Source organism: Streptomyces sulfonofaciens, from assembly GCF_014656295.1.
In the GTDB taxonomy this organism is placed as follows: Bacteria; Actinomycetota; Actinomycetes; order Streptomycetales; family Streptomycetaceae; genus Streptomyces; species Streptomyces sulfonofaciens.
Map to the genome: position 1 here is coordinate 348155 of NZ_BNCD01000003.1, position 18772 is coordinate 366926.

The 18772-nt window shown below is 74.9% G+C and carries 15 protein-coding genes and 1 riboswitch; of the genes, 8 read left to right on the top strand and 7 right to left on the bottom strand.

Annotation, left to right across the window (positions count from 1 at the left end; all coding sequences use genetic code 11):
- Positions 1–577: 577 nt before the first annotated feature.
- Positions 578–2077, top strand: coding sequence for a phytoene desaturase family protein (locus tag IE313_RS07290; protein WP_189930113.1), 1500 nt, complete (start codon positions 578–580; stop codon positions 2075–2077).
- A 196-nt stretch (positions 2078–2273) separates the two neighbouring features.
- Here the strand turns inward: IE313_RS07290 and IE313_RS07295 are convergent, their stop codons facing one another.
- From IE313_RS07295 to IE313_RS07315, 5 genes are all read right to left on the bottom strand, one after another.
- Complete coding sequence (locus IE313_RS07295) at positions 2274–3392, bottom strand: hypothetical protein (RefSeq protein WP_189930114.1); 1119 nt, start codon at positions 3390–3392, stop codon at positions 2274–2276.
- Between the two features lie 54 nt (positions 3393–3446).
- Positions 3447–4367, bottom strand: coding sequence for a methylenetetrahydrofolate reductase [NAD(P)H] (metF, locus tag IE313_RS07300; RefSeq protein ID WP_189930115.1), 921 nt, complete (start codon positions 4365–4367; stop codon positions 3447–3449).
- 369 nt (positions 4368–4736) lie between these two features.
- Positions 4737–5432, bottom strand: a complete 696-nt coding sequence (thiE, locus tag IE313_RS07305; RefSeq protein WP_189930116.1) for a thiamine phosphate synthase — start codon at positions 5430–5432, stop codon at positions 4737–4739.
- Positions 5433–5730: 298 nt separating this feature from the next.
- The gene (locus tag IE313_RS07310; protein WP_189930117.1) at positions 5731–6096 is read right to left on the bottom strand and encodes an Rv2175c family DNA-binding protein; all 366 of its coding nucleotides are present in this window, start codon (positions 6094–6096) and stop codon (positions 5731–5733) included.
- A 187-nt stretch (positions 6097–6283) separates the two neighbouring features.
- Positions 6284–7525, bottom strand: coding sequence for an NAD(P)/FAD-dependent oxidoreductase (locus tag IE313_RS07315; protein ID WP_373316933.1), 1242 nt, complete (start codon positions 7523–7525; stop codon positions 6284–6286).
- A 122-nt stretch (positions 7526–7647) separates the two neighbouring features.
- A riboswitch (TPP riboswitch) is annotated at positions 7648–7761 on the top strand.
- Between the two features lie 57 nt (positions 7762–7818).
- Between IE313_RS07315 and thiO the strand changes: the two genes are divergently transcribed.
- The 5 genes from thiO (at position 7819) to IE313_RS07340 (ending at position 13549) form a co-directional block, all read left to right on the top strand.
- Entirely contained in the window at positions 7819–9156 is a 1338-nt protein-coding gene (gene thiO, locus IE313_RS07320; protein WP_229924442.1) for a glycine oxidase ThiO, read from the top strand.
- The gene (gene thiS, locus IE313_RS07325) at positions 9153–9374 is read left to right on the top strand and encodes a sulfur carrier protein ThiS (protein WP_189930119.1); all 222 of its coding nucleotides are present in this window, start codon (positions 9153–9155) and stop codon (positions 9372–9374) included. Before thiO ends, thiS begins: the two co-directional genes overlap by 4 nt.
- A gap of 5 nt (positions 9375–9379) precedes the next feature.
- Positions 9380–10174 carry a thiazole synthase gene (locus IE313_RS07330; RefSeq protein ID WP_189930120.1) on the top strand — a complete coding sequence of 265 codons (795 nt, stop codon included), beginning with the start codon at positions 9380–9382 and terminating at the stop codon, positions 10172–10174.
- A 255-nt stretch (positions 10175–10429) separates the two neighbouring features.
- Complete coding sequence (gene pknB, locus IE313_RS07335) at positions 10430–12382, top strand: Stk1 family PASTA domain-containing Ser/Thr kinase (protein WP_189930121.1); 1953 nt, start codon at positions 10430–10432, stop codon at positions 12380–12382.
- Positions 12383–12703: 321 nt separating this feature from the next.
- Positions 12704–13549 (top strand): deoxyribonuclease IV, encoded by an 846-nt coding sequence (locus IE313_RS07340; RefSeq protein WP_189930278.1) that lies wholly within the window; start codon positions 12704–12706, stop codon positions 13547–13549.
- 31 nt (positions 13550–13580) lie between these two features.
- Here the strand turns inward: IE313_RS07340 and IE313_RS07345 are convergent, their stop codons facing one another.
- On the bottom strand, positions 13581–14228 hold the full coding sequence (locus IE313_RS07345) for a sulfite oxidase-like oxidoreductase (protein WP_189930122.1): 648 nt from the start codon (positions 14226–14228) through the stop codon (positions 13581–13583).
- Positions 14229–14681: 453 nt separating this feature from the next.
- On the bottom strand, positions 14682–16031 hold the full coding sequence (locus IE313_RS07350) for a class II 3-deoxy-7-phosphoheptulonate synthase (RefSeq protein WP_189930123.1): 1350 nt from the start codon (positions 16029–16031) through the stop codon (positions 14682–14684).
- A 224-nt stretch (positions 16032–16255) separates the two neighbouring features.
- Here IE313_RS07350 and IE313_RS36330 point away from each other — a divergent pair, with 224 nt between their 5' ends.
- Both IE313_RS36330 and IE313_RS07360 read left to right on the top strand, forming a co-directional pair.
- On the top strand, positions 16256–16312 hold the full coding sequence (locus tag IE313_RS36330) for a trp operon leader peptide (protein WP_373316945.1): 57 nt from the start codon (positions 16256–16258) through the stop codon (positions 16310–16312).
- Positions 16313–16409: 97 nt separating this feature from the next.
- Complete coding sequence (locus IE313_RS07360) at positions 16410–18614, top strand: anthranilate synthase family protein (protein WP_308439146.1); 2205 nt, start codon at positions 16410–16412, stop codon at positions 18612–18614.
- Positions 18615–18772: the final 158 nt, after the last annotated feature.

The window sequence follows — 18772 nt, forward strand, 5'->3', positions numbered from 1 at the left end:
TCCCGGCTTCCCGGCTTCCCGGCTTCCCGGCTTCCCGGCTTCCCGGCTTCCCGGCTTCCCGGCTTCCCGGCTTCCCGGCTTCCCGGCGGGAAACGAAACGCCGGTCCGGTGCGGTCTCGTCCCCCGTCGAGACCTCGCCGGACCGGCGTCCCCCCGTACATCCCCCGCAAGGGCCCCGCGGACGGCGCCCGCCCCCCCTGGTCGCGCCGGTCGACGGGCCCGGCCTCCCCCGCCGTGCGGCGGGGGCGGCCAAGGGCGCCGCGCCGTTCCGCCGCCCCGTGTCGGCGGTACCGGAGCCGCGCCCCTTCCGTGCCACCACTCTTCCGTGGCGGGTGCCCCCGCCCCATCCGCGCGGCTACTCATCTACGCGCCTAGGTAGCCGTACTCAGGGATGGGCACCTGCCCCTAGCCACCACCCGGCGGGACGCGCCCCGACCCGCCGCGCGGGGCGGCCCGGCAGGGCGGAACGGGCGAGGCGGAGGGGGAACAGGCGGGACAGGCCGGGGGCCACCGGTGGCAGCGCTTCCGGTTCCGGCCCCGCGCGTGCCTGTCAGAGACGGCCGATAGGGTCCCTGGCATGGCACGGATTGCGGTGATCGGCGCCGGGATGGGCGCGATGGCGGCCGCCGCCCGGCTGGCCGTCGCGGGCCACCGGGTAGTGGTGTACGAACGCGGGGAGACCTACGGCGGCGCGCTGGGCAGCGTCGAGCGCGAGGGCTTCGTCTTCGACACGGCTCCGGGCCTGCTCACGCTCCCCGCCGTCTACCGCGACCTGTTCGTCAAGACGGGCAGGCAGCCCCTGGAGGAGTGTGTCGAGCTGGCGCAGGTGGAGCCCGCGGTCCGCCACGTCTTCGCGGACGGCACCGGCGTCCACCTGGCGAACGCCTCCCGCGCGGCCGTCGGCGAGGCCCTGGACCACGCTCTGGGCCGGGGCTCGGGCGAGCGCTGGGCCGCGTTCATGAACCGTGCCCGCGATGCCTGGGACCGCACGCGCCGCCCCCTGCTGGAAGAGCCGCTGTGGCCGAACTGGCAGGTCCTCGCCGACCGCGAGCCCTACCCGGCGCCCACCCGGCGCAGGCTGCTGCGCCGGGACCGCTCGGCGGCCACCCTCTCGGAGATCGCCGAGTTGGAGCTCGGCGGCGACGCCCGGCTGCGTGCGCTCCTGGAGCACCACGCGCTCACCGCCGGCCTAGATCCGCGCACGGCCCCCGCGTCCGCCGCCGTCCTGCCGTACCTGGAGCAGACGTTCGGCGTCTGGGCGGTCCGGGGCGGGCTGCGGGCCCTGGCGAGCGCCGTCCACGAGCGCTGTGTGGCCCGGCGGGTGGAGTTCCGCTTCGGTGCCGCGGTGACCGGGATCGTCGAGAAGGACGGCAGGGCGGCGGGGGTCGAGCTGGCGGACGGCACCGTGGATCAGGCCGCGTTCGTGGTGGCGGGTGTGGCACCCGGGGTGCTCGACCGGCTGCTGCGCGGCGTGCCGGCCCGCACCCCGGACGAGGTCCCCGGCAGGACGGGCCTGCCCAGCCGTCTGACGCTGCTGCTCGCCCTGCGCGGCCCCCGCCCCAAGGACGCCGTGCACCGCACGGTGGTGCACACCGGCGACCGCGGCGCGGAACTCGACCGGCTCTTCGCGGCCGCTCCCGGCGTCCCCGCCGAACCGACGGTCACCGTCCTGCGCCCCGCCGGCCCGGGGCCCGCGCCCGACGCCGAGCACGAGGCGGTCACCGCCACGGCCACGGTGCCCGCGGGCGCCGCGGTCACCGAGGCGGACGTCGAGCGGGTCCTCACGCGCGCGGAGCGTGCGGTGGAGGGCCTGCGCGAGCGCCTCCTGTGGCACGAGGTGCGCACCCCGGCCCATGTCGCCGAGGCGACCGGCGCGGAGGGCGGTGCGGTTCCGCCGCCCGCCCTGGCCGCGGGCGGCGGCCGGCTGCTGCACCCGTCGAACGCCACTCGCCTGCCGGGACTGTTCACCGTGGGCGGCTGGTCCCACCCGGGCGGCGGCCTGCCTCATGCGGGGATGTCCGGTGCACTGGTCGCCGGACTGATCGTGGAGGGTCCCGGGTTCCGCGGCTCGCAGTAACGGCACCAGCGGCGGCCACAGGCGGACCTGGGCGCCACGGCCACGGCGGACCTGGGCGCCGGCAGTCGCGCCTCACCACGCCGGTCGCCCGGTGCCGGCTCACCGGCTGCCCGGCTACCGGCGGCGCGCCCGTGCGCGCCGGTGCCGCGCCCCTCGGTACCCCGTACCGCGCCCGTCGGCACGGGTACCGCGCTCGTCAGTACCGGTACTGCTGGTCGTGGTAGCCGTCGTCGTAACCGGTGGGGTCGTAACCGCCGTGGGGGTGCTCCCCGCTGGGATGGCCGCCGTTCGCCCCGTCCTGGTAGGGGTACGGCTGCTCGGGCGGCAGCTCACCGCCGTAAGCCGCCTCCGTGGCGCGCTGCTGGGGCATCCACACACCGCCCGGCGGTGTGTCCGTCTCGTACGACGCGCTCGCGTACGGGTCCTGGGCGGGGTACGCCCCGGCGTACTGCTGCCCGTAGGGGTCGTACTGCTGGTGCTGCTGCTGGTGCTGGTGCTGGTCGGTGCCGTAGCCCTGGGCGCCCTGGAAGCCGTCCTGCGCCGCCCCGGTGTAGGCGTCGGCGGAGTAGGCGCCGTACGCCTGCCGGCCGGTGTCGTAGCCGTACTGCTGGTCGTAGCCCGCGTGGTCGTCGTAGCCGTACTCGCCGGTGCCGTAACCGGTGTGCTCGGCGGACGCCGAGGCGTAGGCGTCGGCGGGGGTCCCGGAGCCCCCCGGCGCGTAGGCACCGGAGTCCGCGGGCGCGGTGGGCGGGTAGCCGTAGGCGGTGTCGGCGTACCCGCTGTCCGCGTCGGCGGTGTACCCGGTCCCCGCCGTGCCGGTGTACGCGGTGTCGGTGCCGTAGACGCCGTACTGGCCGGTGTCCTCGGGCAGCGGCTCGGGTTCGTAGATCGGCGCCGGGGGCTGCTCCGGTTCGTGGGTCGGCGCCGGGGGCTGGTCCGGGAGCGGCGGGGCGTCGGCGGTCCCGGTCGGCTCGTACTCCACGTCGGACACCTTGAGGGTGGGCTCCTGGCGGCCCGCGGCGCGGCCGGGGGCCGCCTTGCGGCGCCTGCTCGCGCCCGGTCTGCCGCCCAGCGCCCAGCCGGTGGAGAACCCGCGGCGGAACGAGAGGGTGACGTACGTCTGCCCGACGGCGAAGGCCACCGCGCCGACGGCGATGACCACGACGGACGGCAGTGCTACACCGATCACCACGCAGAGGAAGCCGACGAAGGCGAGCAACCGCCAGCGCAGCCGCGCCTTGTACTGCAGCAGCACCTCGCCGAGCAGCCAGAGCGCGACCAGACCGAATGCGATGTAGAGGACCGTCCAGCCCATGTACGCCCCTCTCGTGCGGATGTCACGCCTCGTCGGGCAAGGGTACGGCCGCCGCTAGGCCTGCTGCGGGTGCAGGCCGAGATTCTCGTGGATTTCCAGCGTCGCCGTGGAGTTGTTGAGCGTGATGTAGTGCAGCCCTGGGACGCCTTCCGCCAGCAGGCGCGCGCAGAACTCCGTCGCGAACTCGATGCCGATGGAGCGTACCGCCGCGGGGTCGGACGCGGCGGCGAGGATGCGCTCCCTGAGCCCGCCGGGAACGGCGGCGTTGCTCAACTGCGGGAGGCGCTCCAGCATCCGCACGCTGGTCACCGGGATCACCTCGGGGATGATGGGCGTGTCGCAGCCCGCCGCCGCGACGCGGTCCCGCAGCCGCAGGTACGACTCCGGTTGGAAGAACATCTGGGTGATCGCGTAGTCGGCGCCCGCCCGGCACTTGTCGGTGAAGTACCGGATGTCGCTGTCCTCGTCGAGCGAGCGCGGGTGCAGTTCGGGGAACGCGGCGACGCCCACGCAGAAGTCGCCGGACTCCTTGATCAGGCGGACCAGGTCGGCGGCGTAGGTGAGGCCCTGCGGGTGCGGCACCCACTCGCCCATGGGGTCGCCGGGCGGGTCGCCCCGGACGGCGAGCATGTTGCGGATCCCGGCGTCCGCGTACTGGCCGATGATGTTGCGCAGCTCGGCGACGGAGTGGTTGACGGCGGTGAGGTGGGCGACCGGTGTGAGGGTGGTGTCGGCCACGATGCGCTCGGTGGCCTTCACGGTGCCCGCGCGGGTGGACCCGCCGGCGCCGTAGGTGACCGAGACGAAGCTCGGTGCCACCGCCTCGACCCGGCGCAGGGCGTCCCAGAGGTTCCGCTCGCCTTTCGGGGTCTTCGGCGCCCAGAACTCGAAGGAGTACGTGGTGGTGCCGGACGCGAGCATGTCGCGCACGGTGGGTGCGCGATCGGTCCTGGTGGATGCGGTGCCGAAGGCCATACGGGCAGGTTAGCCAGGTGGCGGCCGCGACCAAACCAGACCAGGGGCAATTGTCTTGATTGCCAGGATGTCGGCCGTGCCGGTGTCCACGTTCCGGACGGCCGTCACCCGGTGTGCACGATCCGGATCCGGCCGAATCCGTGCTGCGTCCCCTGTGGTGTTCCGGTGTGGCCCGGGCGGGGCCGTCTGGGCTTCCCGGGCCCGTGTGGGGTTCCGGGGCCGTGCGGGGTTCCAGGGCCGTGCGGGGTTCCAGGGCCGTGCGGGGTTCCGGGGGCGTGTGAGGTTCCAGGGCCGTGCGGGTTCAGGCACGGGCCGCGCGGCCACGGGGCGCCGGAGGCGCTGGGCCGGGCCCCGGCGGGCGGGCGGTGGTCAGACGGCGCGCAGGCGCTCGGCGAACTCGGCCGCGGCGGCAGCGGGGTCGTCCGCGTCGGTGATCGCCCGTACGACGACCACCCTGCGGGCGCCCGCGTCGAGCACCTGGTCCAGGTTGGCGAGGTCGATCCCGCCGATCGCGAACCAGGGGCGGTCGGTGCCCAGGGCGGCGGTGTGGCGCACCAGGCCGAGCCCGGGGGCGTAGCGGCCGGGCTTGGTCGGGGTGGGCCAGCAGGGACCCGTGCAGAAGTAGTCGACGCCTTCCTGGACTGCGGCGGCCGCCGCCTCCTGCTCGGCGTGGGTGGAGCGGCCGATCAGGACACGGTCGCCGAGTATCGCCCGGGCGGCCGTGACGGGCAGGTCGCCCTGGCCCAGGTGGAGCACGTCGGAGCCGATGGCGTGGGCGACGTCGGCGCGGTCGTTCACCGCGAGGAGCGTGCCGTGCCGGCGGCAGGCGTCGGCGACGACCTCCAGGTGTTCCAGTTCCTCGGCGGCCTCCATGCCCTTGTCGCGCAGTTGCACGATGTCGACACCGCCCGCGAGGGCCGCGTCGAGGAAGGCCGGCAGGTCGCCCTGGCGCTTGCGGGCGTCCGTGCAGAGGTACAGCCGGGCGTCGGCCAGCCGGGCACGGGGGGTGCCGGGGGCGGCCGCGGGGCCGGTGGCCGGGGTGCTGCTGGAGCTGTGGCTGGGCATGGCGCGGGGTCCCCCCGGGGGTCGTGGTGGCGTCGGTCGTCCTGGCGGGCGGGTGGCGCACGCCGGTGGACGGCGTACGTCGGCGATCGGCGCACGCCCGTGTGCGGCGCACATCGGCCGTCCGCGTACGCCGGTGGAACAGCGCGCGCCGGCGGTCGGTGTCGGGCCGGCAGCGGGCGCGTGCCCGGTGGGCGCGGTGGGCGGGAGCGGTGTGCGCACCGGGCGGGCCGGTGGTGGGCGGGTCGGCACCCGGGGCCGCGGGGTGGCCGCGGCCCCGGGTGCCCGGCGGCTTGTCCGGTCAGACGGCGAGCGCCTGGGCGCGGCGCTTCACTTCCGTGCCGCGGTTCTCGCCGAGCGCCTGCGCGGGGGTGCCGGGCAGGGTCGGATCCGGGGTGAAGAGCCACTCCAGCATCTCTTCGTCGGTGAAGCCGTCGTCCCTCAGGAGCGTCAGCGTGCCGGTGAGGCCCTTGACGACCTTGTCGCCGTCGATGAAGGCGGCGGGCACGTGCAACGCCCTGTTCTCACCACGGCGCACCGCGATCAGTTGGCCCTCCTTGACCAGTTGCCGGACGCGCGTCACTTCCGCGCCGAGCATTTCGGCGATGTCGGGGAGGGTGAGCCAGGCGGGGACGAGAGCATCGATCTTTGCGTCAATCTCGGTCACGGGACAAGCGTGCCATCTTGGACCGACAGCCGGAAGCGGGGCGCCTCCCGCGGGGCGCGTCGCGGGGCCGGTCCGGCGTGCCCGCGGCGGGTGAGCGGGAGGTCCGCGGCATGCCCACGACACGTGTGCGGCACGCCCACGGCCCGCCGCACCGGCAGGAGGGCGGCCCCGTGGGCGCCGGGGCGGGTCACACCGTGGCCGATTTCAGCGGCCGGGTGGGGTCGGAGAGGGCGGCGGGGTCCATCCGGGCGGCGGACTCGATGAGTCTGCGGCCCTGTGCCAGGTCGCGGGGGCGGCCCACCGCGAGGACGGCGACCAGCCGGTGGTCGAGGAGCCAGCAGACCGACCAGGCGGCGCTCGTGGGGTCGCCGCGCCACACCAGGGCGTCGGCGCCCCCGTGGTACCCGGCGTACTGCACGAACCGCCCGAACTGCTCCGACCAGAAGTACGGCACGGGGTCGTACACCGCGGGCGCCGGACCGAGGACGTTGGCGGCGACGGTGCGCGGGCCCTGGAGGGCGTTGTCCCAGTGGTGCACCAGGAGCCGCTGCCCGTAGCGCGCGGACGGGAACGAGGCGCAGTCGCCCACCGCGTACACGTCGGGCGCCGAGGTGCGCAGCCGGTCGTCGGCGGCCACCTCCTGGTGGGCCCCGAGCGCGATGCCGGAGCCGGCGAGCCACCCGGTGGCGGGGCGCGCGCCGACGCCCACGACGACCGCGCCGGCGGGCAGCCGGGTGCCGTCGTCCAGCACCACCCCGCCCGGCTCGACGCGCGCCACGCGGGTGCGCGTGCGCAAACGGGCCCCGGCCTCGGCGTACCAGTCGGCCATGGGCGCCGCCACCTCGCGGGGCAGCGCCCCGGCGAGCGGTTGGTCACCGGCCTCGACCACGGTCACCGCGCAGCCCGACTCGCGCGCCGCGGTGGCGAACTCGGCCCCGATCCAGCCCGCTCCGACGACCACGACGTCGCTCCGCGCGGCGAGCACCGGCCGCAGCCGCTCGGCGTCGTCCAGGGTGCGCAGCAGGTGCACCCCGGGCACGCTCTCCGCGCCCGGCAGCCGGAGGGGTTCCGCACCGGTGGCGAGCACCGCCGTGTCGTACGGGACGGGCCCGAGGGCGGTGTCCACCTCGTGGTCGGCGGGCCGCAGGCCCCTCGCCCCGTGGCCGAGCCGCAGCTCGACCCCGAGGGTGTCGAAGTCGATGTCGAAGGCGGAGCTCTCCGCCTTGCCGAGCAGCACCGCCTTCGACAGCGGCGGCCTGTCGTACGGCGGGTGCACCTCCGATCCGAGCAGGGTGATCGTGCCCCCGAAGCCCTTTTCGCGCAGGGCCACGGCGGTCTGCACCCCTGCCATGCCCGCACCCACGATGACGATGCGCCGCTGCGCCTGCGGCTGCTGTGGCCGGCTCTCCGGCTCCGTCTGCTCGCTCACCCGATCACCTTAGACACGTGACTTTGCGTCAGTCAGCCGTTCCTGTCGCAAAGGCTCCTGCGGGCCCCCGGGATGCGGCTCCCCTACTGGGCCGCACGATGACGAGCTAGGGTGGACAACGGAAAAGAACTCGCGGGAGCCCGGGCGCACCGGGCTGAGAGGGAGGCTGCGGCGGCCTCCGACCGTACGAACCTGATCCGGGTCATGCCGGCGAAGGGAGGGTCCTGACACCCATGCGACCCCATCATGCGGGTAGTCCGCGCCCCACGGGCGGACCACGCCCCCGAGAAGACGTGCCCGGCGGCGCACCGCGCGCGCGGCAGGCGGGCACGTCCCGCACCGCGGACGTGCTCGTCGTCGGCGGCGGTGTGATCGGCCTGGTGACGGCCTGGCGGGCGGCCCAGCGCGGCATGCGCACCGCGGTCGTCGACCCGGCGCCGGGCGGGGGCGCGGCCCAGGTGGCGGCGGGGATGCTGGCCGCGGTCACCGAGCTGCACTACGGCGAGCAGACACTGCTCGGACTGAACCTGGCCTCCGCGCGGCGCTACCCCGACTTCGCCGAGGAGCTGGCCGGGGCCTGCGGGGGCCAGGACCTCGGCTACCGGCGGTGCGGCACGCTCGCCGTCGCGCTGGACGCCGACGACCGCGCGCACCTGCGCGAGCTGCACGCCTTCCAGCAGCGCCTGGGCCTGGACTCGCAGTGGCTGACGGGCCGTGAGTGCCGCCGCCTCGAACCGATGCTCGCGCCGGGGGTGCGCGGCGGACTGCGGGTGGACGGCGACCACCAGGTCGACCCGCGCAGACTCTCCGCCGCCCTCCTGACGGCCTGCGAGCGTGCCGGGGTGTCCTTCCACCGGCAGTGGGCCGCGCGCCTGTCGGTGGTGCGGGACCGGGCCGCGGGCGTCGTCCTGGAGGACGGCACGCACGTCGCCGCCGGGCAGGTGGTGCTGGCGGGCGGCAGCCTCAGCGGGCGCCTGGCGGGCGTTCCCGAGGCGGTGCTGCCACCGGTGCGGCCCGTGAAGGGGCAGGTGCTGCGGCTGACCGTGCCGCCGTCCCACGCGCCGTTCCTGAACCGTACGGTGCGCGCGGTGGTGCGGGGCAACCACGTCTACCTGGTGCCGCGGCTGAGCGGCGAACTCGTGGTGGGCGCCACCAGCGAGGAACTCGGCTGGGACACCACGGTGACCGCTGGGGGCGTGTACGAGCTGCTGCGCGATGCCCACGAGCTGGTGCCCGGCATCACCGAGCTGCCGCTCACCGAGACCTGCGCGGGACTGCGCCCCGGTTCACCGGACAACGCGCCCCTGCTCGGCCCGACCGCGCTCCCGGGGCTGCTGCTGGCCACCGGACACCACCGCAACGGCGTGCTGCTGACCCCGGTGACCGGAGACGCCATGGCGCACGTCCTGACCACCGGCGAGCTTCCGGAGGAGGCACGCGCCTTCACCCCGCGCCGCTTCGACGCGACCGTGCGGCGCGCGCCCGAGGAGCGACCGGCCGGACCCCTGCACGGGGCGCGTACGGAGGCGGCAGGGCGGACGGGGCGTCCCCCGCTCCCAGGGCGCGGGGAGGTGCCGGAGGAAGCGCCGTCGCGGCCGGCCGGCACGGCGCGGACGGAGCAGCGGACATGACCGGTACGACCGCTTCCGTGTCGGTGTCCGTCAACGGCAGGCCCCAGGGCGTGCCCCGGGGGACCACGCTCGACACGCTCGTCGCCCGTCTCACCGCGGCGCCCTCCGGTGTCGCCGCGGCCGTCAACGAGACCGTCGTCCCGCGCGCGCAGTGGCCCCGCACGGCACTGCGGGACGGGGACCGCGTCGAAGTCCTGACCGCCGTCCAGGGAGGCTGACACACATGGCAGACGACGCGTTCGCACTGGGCGGTCTGACGTTCTCCTCCCGCCTCATCATGGGCACCGGCGGCGCGCCCAGTCTCGACGTGCTCGAACGATCGCTCGCCGCCTCGGGCACGGAGCTGACGACGGTCGCGATGCGCCGCCTCGACCCCGGTGTGCAGGGCTCGGTGCTGTCCGTCCTCGACCGGCTCGGCATCCGGGTGCTGCCGAACACGGCGGGCTGCTTCACCGCGGGTGAGGCGGTGCTCACCGCCCGGCTGGCGCGTGAGGCGCTCGGCACCGACCTGATCAAGCTGGAGGTCATCGCGGACGAGCGCACCCTGCTGCCCGATCCAGTCGAGCTCCTGGACGCGGCGGAGACCCTGGTGGACGACGGTTTCACGGTCCTGCCGTACACGAACGACGACCCGGTGCTGGCCAGGAAGCTGGAGGACGTGGGCTGCGCGGCGGTGATGCCCCTGGGCTCGCCCATCGGCTCCGGCCTCGGCATCCGCAACCCGCACAACTTCCAACTGATCGTGGAGCACGCGCGTGTGCCGGTCGTCCTCGACGCCGGCGCGGGCACGGCCTCCGATGCGGCGCTCGCGATGGAGCTGGGGTGCGCGGGGGTGATGCTGGCTTCGGCGGTCACCCGCGCGCAGGAACCGGTCCTGATGGCGGAGGCGATGCGGTGCGCGGTGGCCGCGGGACGGCTCGCGTACCGCGCCGGCCGCATCCCCCGGCGCCACTTCGCCGAGGCGTCGTCCCCGGCGCAGGGCCTGGCGCGGCTGGACCCGGAGCGGCCTGCCTTCTGAGCGGCCGGCGGCACGGCGCCAGGCGCGACCGGGCGGCAGACCCGTGACCGCGCCGTACGGCCCTGCCCGGGCACGCCCCGCCCCTGACGGGTTCGGCGGCAGGGCGCGGGCGGCAGGACCGACCGGGGCGGTCACAGGTCGGCGGCAAGGCCCGGGCGGCAGGACCCACCGGGGCGGTCACAGGTCGGCTGCAGTCCCGCTCCGGCTGCGTCCGGGTGGTCGGGGCCGTCAGTGGCGGCTCGTAGACTCCCCTTTGTGGACACGACCCTCTCGGACCCGCTGATCGGGCAGGTCCTCGACGACCGGTACCGCATCGACGCCCTCATCGCGGTCGGCGGGATGGCCACCGTCTACCGGGCCGTGGACACCCGCCTCGACCGGGTGGTCGCGCTCAAGGTGATGCATCCGGCGCTCGCCGCCGACGCCTCCTTCGTCGAGCGCTTCATCCGCGAGGCCAAGTCGGTCGCCCGGCTCGCCCACCCGAATGTGGTGGGGGTCTTCGACCAGGGCGCCGACGGCGCGTACGTGTACCTGGCGATGGAGTACGTCGCCGGATGCACGCTGCGCGACGTGCTGCGCGAGCGGGGCGCGCTGCGGCCCAGGGCCGCGCTGGACATCCTGGAGCCGGTGCTGGCCGCGCTGGGCGCCGCGCACCGGGCCGGGTTCGTGCACCGCGACATGAAGCCGGAGAACGTCCTCATAGGGGACGACGGCCGTGTGAAGGTCGCGGACTTCGGTCTCGTCCGCGCGGTGAACACGGTCACGAGCACCACGGGCGCCGTCCTCGGCACCGTCTCGTACCTCGCCCCCGAACAGATCGAGCACGGCACGGCGGATCCCCGCGTCGACGTCTACGCGTGCGGTGTGGTGCTGTACGAGATGCTGACCGGCGCCAAGCCGCACTCGGGCGACTCCCCCGCCCAGGTCCTCTACCAGCACCTGAACTCCGACGTGCCGCGTCCTTCGGCGGCCGTCCCCGGCCTGGCCGCCGAGCTGGACGAACTGGTCGCCGCCGCCACCGCCCGCGCGCGTGAGACCCGCCCGCAGGACGCGGTCGCACTGCTCGGCGACACCAGGCTGGCCAGGCAGGCACTCACCGACGAGCAGTTGGACGCGCTGCCGCCCGGCGCCCGCGCCGCCGGCCACGACAACGCCGAGGACCGCACCAGCGTCATCCCCCGCGCCGCGGCGGCCCTCGCGGCCACCCGGGCGCAGGGCGGCGCCGGCGGCCGGCCCGCGGCGGGCGACGAGCCCGCGGACGGCGGACCCGTGCTGCACACCACCAGGCTGGAGGCCCCGCCTGCGCCGGGGCGCCGCGGCAGCCGGCCGCGGCGGGGGACGCTGGCGGTGGTCGTCGCCGTGCTCGTGGCGCTGGGCCTGGGCGTGGGTGTCTGGTACGTCAACTCCGGGCAGTTCACCAAGGTGCCGCCGCTGCTGGCGAAGACCGAGACCCAGGCGCGCCAGCGGCTCGCCGACGCCGGCCTCGACACCGGGGGCATCAGGCACCGGTACAGCGACACCGACGAGCGGGGCACCGTCATCTCCAGCGATCCGGCGGCCGGCACCCGGATCCGCAGCCATGACGAGGTCGGCCTGACCATCTCGCTCGGCCCGCGGACGGTCAAGGTGCCCGACCTCCAGGACGTGCCGCTGACCGCGGCACGGGCGCGGCTGAGGACCGCGGGACTGGCGCCGGGCATGGTCACCAGGGCGTTCAGCGACGAGGTCGCGCCGGGGGCCGTGATCCGTACGGACCCGCCGGCCGGGATCCCGCACAGGGCCGGCACCGCCGTGGCGCTCACGGTCAGCAAGGGCAGGCCGGTCGACGTCCCCGACGTCGGCGGCGAGTCCGTCGCGCAGGCGACCGCCGACCTGCGCGACGCGGGCCTGCGGGTGCAGGTCTCCCCGCACCGGGTGAACTCCTCCTTCGACACCGGGACCGTCGCCGGCCAGTCGCCCGCCGAGGACGCCCAGGCCGCGAAGGGCGACGTGGTCACCCTGACCGTCTCCAAGGGCCCGGTGCCGGTGAAGGTCCCCGACGTCGTCGGCAAGGACGTGGACGACGCCGAGAAGGCCCTGACGGACGCCGGCTTCGAGGTGCACGTCGACCGCGGCTTCCTCGACTTCGGCGACGAGGTCAAGGAGCAGTCGGTGGACGGCGGCGACAAGGCTCCCAAGGGAAGCACGATCACGCTGAAGGTGGGTTAGGGCCCAGCGCGCGGCGGGCCGCCGCCGGCCCCTGGCCTCCGGGTCCGGCAGGGCCCGCAGCGGCAGGAGCCGTCGGCGGCGGCGGGCGGCGGGCATGGCACGCTGTCCGACGTGAGCAGCAGGAGAGAAACGCAGGACGGCACACCATCGGCACACGGCCCCCGCGGTGGGCGCACGGCGGGTGATCCGGCCGGTGGCCGTACCGCGGGCAACCCGGTCGACGGACGCGCGACCGGTCGTCCCGCCGGAGGCGCGACCGCAGGCCAGGGCACGGGGCGCACGACCACAGGCCCCGACGCGGGACGCACGGCGCGCAACCCGATCGGCGGGCACGTCCCGGTGGCCGGCGGTCTCGCGTCGTCGGGGCTGTCGTACGCGCGCCGGATGGGTGCCGAGACCGTGCAGGTCTTCGTCGCCAACCCGCGCGGGTGGGCCACGCCCGCGGGCAGTGCGGCCCAGGACGAGGAGTTCCGCGCGGCCTGCGCGGCCGAGGGCATCCCCGCCTACGTCCACGCGCCGTACCTGATCAACCTCGGCTCGCACACCGCCGAGACCGTGGAGCGGTCGGTGGTGTCGCTGCGCCACTCGTTGCGCCGCGGCCGTGCCATCGGAGCGCGGGGGGTGGTGGTGCACACCGGTTCCGCGACGGGCGGCCGTCCGCGGGCCGTGGCGCTCGCCCAGGTGCGGGAGCGGCTGCTGCCGCTGCTCGACGAGCTGACCCACGAGGACGATCCGGACCTCCTGCTGGAGTCGACCGCGGGCCAGGGTGCCTCGCTCTGCTCCAGGACCTGGGACTTCGGCCCCTACTTCGAGGCACTGGACGCGCATCCCAAGCTCGGCGTCTGCCTGGACACCTGCCACATCTTCGCCGCAGGGCACGATCTGACCGGCCCGAACGGCACCCGGCAGACACTCGACCTGCTGGTGGAGACCATCGGCGAGGGACGGCTGAAACTGATCCATGCCAATGACTCGAAGGATGTGGTCGGCGCCCACAAGGACCGGCACGAGAACATTGGCGCGGGCCACATCGGTGAGGACGCGTTCCGGGCCCTGATGACCCACCCGGCCACCGAGAACGTTCCGCTGGTCCTGGAGACCCCCGGCCCCGGGGAGAAGCACGCCCAGGACGCGACGCTGCTGAAGAAGCTTCGGGACCATCCCTAGGGCTCGCGGGGCCCCTCGGGGCCGCTCCTCTTCAGAGCTCGGGCCCGTCTCCCGGTTCCTCCTGGTAGGTGTACCGCTGCTCCCGCCAGGGGTCGCCGATGTTGTGGTAGCCGCGCTCCTCCCAGAAGCCGCGGCGGTCGGCGGTCATGTACTCGATGCCCCGCACCCATTTGGGGCCCTTCCAGGCGTACAGGTGCGGCACCACCAACCGGAGCGGGAAGCCGTGCTCCGCGGTGAGCGGTTCGCCGTCCTTGTGGGTGGCGAAGATCGCGTGCTCGGAGGCGAAGTCGGCAAGCCGTAGGTTCGAGCTGAAGCCGTACTCGGCCCAGACCATGACATGGGTGACGGCGGGGGCGGGCGGGGCCAGCTCCAGGACGGTGGCCGCGGGCACCCCGCCCCATTCCACGCCGAGCATGCTGAACTTGGTCACACAGTGCAGATCGGCCGTGACCGTGGTGTACGGCAGTGCGGTGAACTGCTCGTGCGTCCAGCCGCGGGTGCCGCCGTCGGCGGTGATGCCGAAGACCCGGAACTCCCACCGCTCGGGACGGAACTTCGGTACGGGGCCGTAGTGCGTGACCGGCCAGCCCCGTTGCAGGCGCTGTCCCGGGGGGAGCTCCGGGTGCGCCGTGTACGGCTGTGCCGCATGCCGGGATGCGCGACCCACCGGATGACCCATGCTTCCATCCTGACAGACCGGACAGAGCGATCATTCGGCCGGTCGGCCGCCGGGGCCGCGAGGGGCCCCCGGGGCTTGCGGGTCCCTGGAGCCCCTCGCGGGCCCCGTACCGCTCGCGGGGCTCCCGGGACTCGCGGGTTCCCGGGACAGGCGGGACTCACCGGGCTCGCGGGACTCACCGGGCTCGCGGGGCTCGCGAGTCGCAGGCTTCCGGCGGCTCCGCCGGGACGGGGGCCGGGTGGGCGGTCACGAGGGTGTGTGCGGCCTGCCGCCGCGGGGGGCCGGCCCCCCGCGGTCGCCGGGCCTGCCGCCCCCTCCGGGGGCGCGCGGCTCCCCGGCGGGGGGGGTCACGCGGTTCCCCGCGCCCCTGACCAGGCCCAGCCGCCCGCGGTCCGAGGCCGGCTGATCGCCGGTGGGGGCTGGGCTGTCCGGTGGGGCGCGGGGGGTGGCTGTCTACTGGTCGCGGTACATCTCCGCCACCAGGAACGCCAGGTCGAGCGACTGGCTGCGGTTGAGGCGCGGGTCGCACGCGGTCTCGTAGCGCTGGTGGAGGTCGTCGACGAAGATCTCGTCGCCGCCGCCGACGCACTCGGTGACGTCGTCGCCGGTCAGCTCGACGTGGATGCCGCCGGGGTGGGTGCCGAGTTCCTTGTGCACCTCGAAGAAGCCCTTGACCTCGTCGAGCACATCGTCGAACCGGCGGGTCTTGTGGCCGGAAGCCGCCTCGAAGGTGTTGCCGTGCATGGGGTCGGTGATCCAGCCGACCGTGGCACCGGAGGCGGTGACCTTCTCCACGAGTTCGGGGAGCTTGTCGCGGACCTTGTCGGCGCCCATGCGGACGATGAAGGTGAGCCGGCCGGGCTCCTGGTCGGGGTCGAGGCGCTCGACGTACTCCAGCGCCTCGGCGGCCGTGGTGCTCGGGCCCAGCTTGACGCCCAGCGGGTTGCGGATCTGCGAGGCGAACTCGATGTGCGCGCCATCGAGCTGCCGGGTGCGCTCGCCGACCCACACGAAGTGGCCGGAGGTGTCGTAGAGCCGGCCGGTGCGGGAGTCGGTGCGGGTCAGCGCTGACTCGTAGTCGAGCAGCAACGCCTCGTGCGAGGCGTAGAACTCCACCGTCTTGAACTCCTCGGGATCGGCGCCGCACGCGTGCATGAAGTGCAGGGCGTTGTCGATCTCGCGGGCCAGTTGCTCGTACCGCTGGCCGGAGGGGGAGGACTTCACGAAGTCCTGGTTCCAGGCGTGCACCTGCCGCAGGTCGGCGTAGCCGCCGGTGGTGAAGGCGCGGACCAGGTTCAGCGTGGAGGCGGAGGCGTGGTACATCCGCTTCAGCCGCTCCGGGTCGGGGATCCGGGCCTCGGCGGTGAAGTCGAAGCCGTTCACGGAGTCGCCGCGGTAGCTGGGGAGGGTCACACCGCCGCGGGTCTCGGTGGGCTTGGAGCGCGGCTTCGAGTACTGGCCGGCGATCCGGCCCACCTTCACCACGGGCACGGACGCGGCGTACGTCAGCACGGCGCCCATCTGGAGCAGGGTCTTCAGCTTGTTGCGGATGTGATCGGCGGAGACCGCGTCGAACGCCTCCGCGCAGTCGCCGCCCTGGAGCAGGAACGCCTCGCCCTTGGCGACGGCACCCAGCCGGGAGCGCAGCAGGTCGCACTCGCCCGCGAAGACGAGCGGTGGATACGACGCGAGTTCTTCGATCACCGAGCGCAGAGCCTCTTGATCGGGGTACTCGGGCTGCTGCGCCGCGGGCAGGTTCTGCCAGGTGTTTCCACCGGCCTGGGTTTCAGCGTTCACGGTCACGGGCCCAGGTTACGGGTTCCTTACGCCTCCCAAGTCCCGCAGACCAAGAGATGAGACGACCGCCTCCGGCGACTCGTACCGCTTCGTGACGAATGCCCTACGCACGGTACGGGCGCCTGTGTCCGTACCGGTGCCGGCGCCGGCACCCGTGCAGATGCAAGCGCGGGTGCGCGGCGGTGACGGGCACAGGGGCGGCACGGCGGGTCTCGTGTACAGTCGCGGCCATGTTCGCGCAGCCGACCATGGACTGGTGGTGGACCGCTCACCCGGCGGCCCACTGACACTGCGCGCACCGCAACACCGCAGAGGCCGCCCGAGGGGCGGCCTTCGGTGTTTCCGCGGACCGTTCCTCCCCCGTTTCGGAAGGAACCACCCGCCATGCGCCACGCACCCCGCCCGCGCGGTACGCACCGTGCCGCCGCCGGACGTCTTGAAGCATTCGATCTCGTTCAGCGCCTCCTGGCACCGGACGCGCCCCCCTTCGCCCTCTTGCGCCGCAGCACACCGGGTCACCACCCCGACACGGTGGAGGTGCTGCTCGGTCCGGTCACGGAGGTGGCGCGCCTCGCGGACATCCCGTTGCCCTCCGGCGCACCGGGCGGGGGCCGGGCCGTGCACGACGTGCTGGCACTGGTGCCGTTCCGGCAGATCAGGGAGCGCGGCTTCGACGTGCACGACGACGGCACCCCGCTGGCGCTGCTGGTCCCGCACGAGGTGCACCGGCTGCCGCTCGACGCCGTCCTGGACGCGCTGCCCGGACACGAGGTGCGGGTGGCGGACGGCGGCTTCGACGTGGACGACGGGGCGTACGCCGCGATCGTGGAGCGGGTGGTGCGGGACGAGATCGGGGTCGGCGAGGGTGCCAACTTCGTGATCCGGCGCGACTTCCGGGGCCGGATCGAGGGCTTCTGCGCCGCCGACGCGCTCGCGCTCTTCCGCCGCCTGCTGGTCGGCGAGCGCGGCGCGTACTGGACCTTCGTGGTGCACACCGGCGCCCGGACGCTGGTCGGGGCCAGCCCGGAGGTGCACGTGCGGATGTCCGGCGGCGGGGACGAGCGCGAGTCGCCCGGCTCCTCCGCCGGAGGACCGGCGGGCGGGACGGGGGCCGGGACGGTCGTGATGAACCCGATCAGCGGGACCTACCGCTACCCCGCCCAGGGTCCTTCGGTGGAGGGGCTGCTGGACTTCCTCGGCGACCGCAAGGAGATCGAGGAGCTGTCGATGGTCGTCGACGAGGAACTGAAGATGATGTGCACGGTCGGCGACATGGGCGGTGTGGTGGTGGGGCCGCGGTTGAAGGAGATGGCCCATCTCGCCCACACCGAGTACGAGTTGCGGGGGCGCTCCTCGCTGGACGTGCGGGACGTGCTCAGGGAGACCATGTTCGCGGCGACCGTCACGGGCTCGCCGGTGCAGAACGCCTGCCGGGTCATCGAGCGGTACGAGCCGCGCGGCCGGCAGGGCGGGCGCGGCTACTACGCGGGGGCGCTCGCGCTGATCGGCCGGGACGCGGCCGGCGCGAGGACGCTGGACTCCCCCATCCTGATCCGCACGGCCGACATCGCCGCGGACGGCGGGGTGCGGGTGCCGGTGGGCGCCACCCTCGTACGGGGCTCGGATCCGGCGGGCGAGGTCGCCGAGACCCGTGCGAAGGCGGCCGGGGTGCTGGCCGCGCTCGGCGTGGGCCCGGCCCGCCCGCGCCGGGAGGGATCGCGGCCGCGGCTGGCCGACGCCCCCCGGGTGCGGGCCGCGCTCGACGCGCGGCGGGCCTCGCTCGCCCCGTTCTGGCTGCGGATGCAGGAGCGGGTGGCGCCGGCGGGCGGGCCGCCCGGGCACGCGCTGGTGGTCGACGGCGAGGACACCTTCACGGCGATGCTGGCGCACGTGCTGCGCTCGTCCGGTCTCAGGGTGACGGTGCGGCGCTTCGACGAGCCCGGGCTGCGGGCCGCGGTGGCGGCGCACGACGGGCCCCTGGTACTGGGTCCGGGGCCGGGGGACCCCGCGGGCGGGTCCGACCCGAGGATGCGGCTGCTGCGGGGACTCGCCGGCGCGGCGCTGCGTTCGCACCGGCACGGGGTGCTCGGCGTGTGCCTCGGGCATGAGCTGCTGGCGGCCGAGCTGGGGCTCGACATCGTCCGCAAGGAGGTGCCGCACCAGGGGGCGCAGTGCGCCGTCGACGTCTTCGGGCGGAGCGAGACGGTCGGCTTCTACAGCAGTTTCGCGGCGCACTGCGATGACGCGCGGGCCGCCGAGCTGGCCGCCCGCGGAGTGGAGGTCAGCCGGGCGGCGGGCAGTGGGGAGGTGCATGCGCTGCGCGGACCGGGCTTCGCCGGTGTGCAGTTCCACCCGGAGTCGGTCCTCTCGCTGCGCGGCGCCGGGATCGTCGGGGAACTGCTCGCCTGGGTGCGGCGCAGTTCCGAGGAGCCTTCGGCGACGGAGGGAGCGGCGCCTTCGGCGACGGAGGGAGGGGCGCCCTCGGCGACGGAGGGAGGGGCGCCCTCGGCGACGGAGGGAGGGGCGCCTTCGGCGACGGACGGCGGGGCGCCTTCGGCGACGGAGGGGACGGCGCCCTCGGCGAGGTAGCGGCAGTGGCGCACCGGGTTCTCGTGCGGTGTCCGGGACCGGATGGCACCCGGACACCGCACGGCGCCCGGGGACCGGGGGCCTGGTCCGCAGTCCGCCGGTGGCGGTCGCGGTCGCGCGGTGGCACCGAGGCGGGCCGGGGCGCGTTCCCGGTCCCG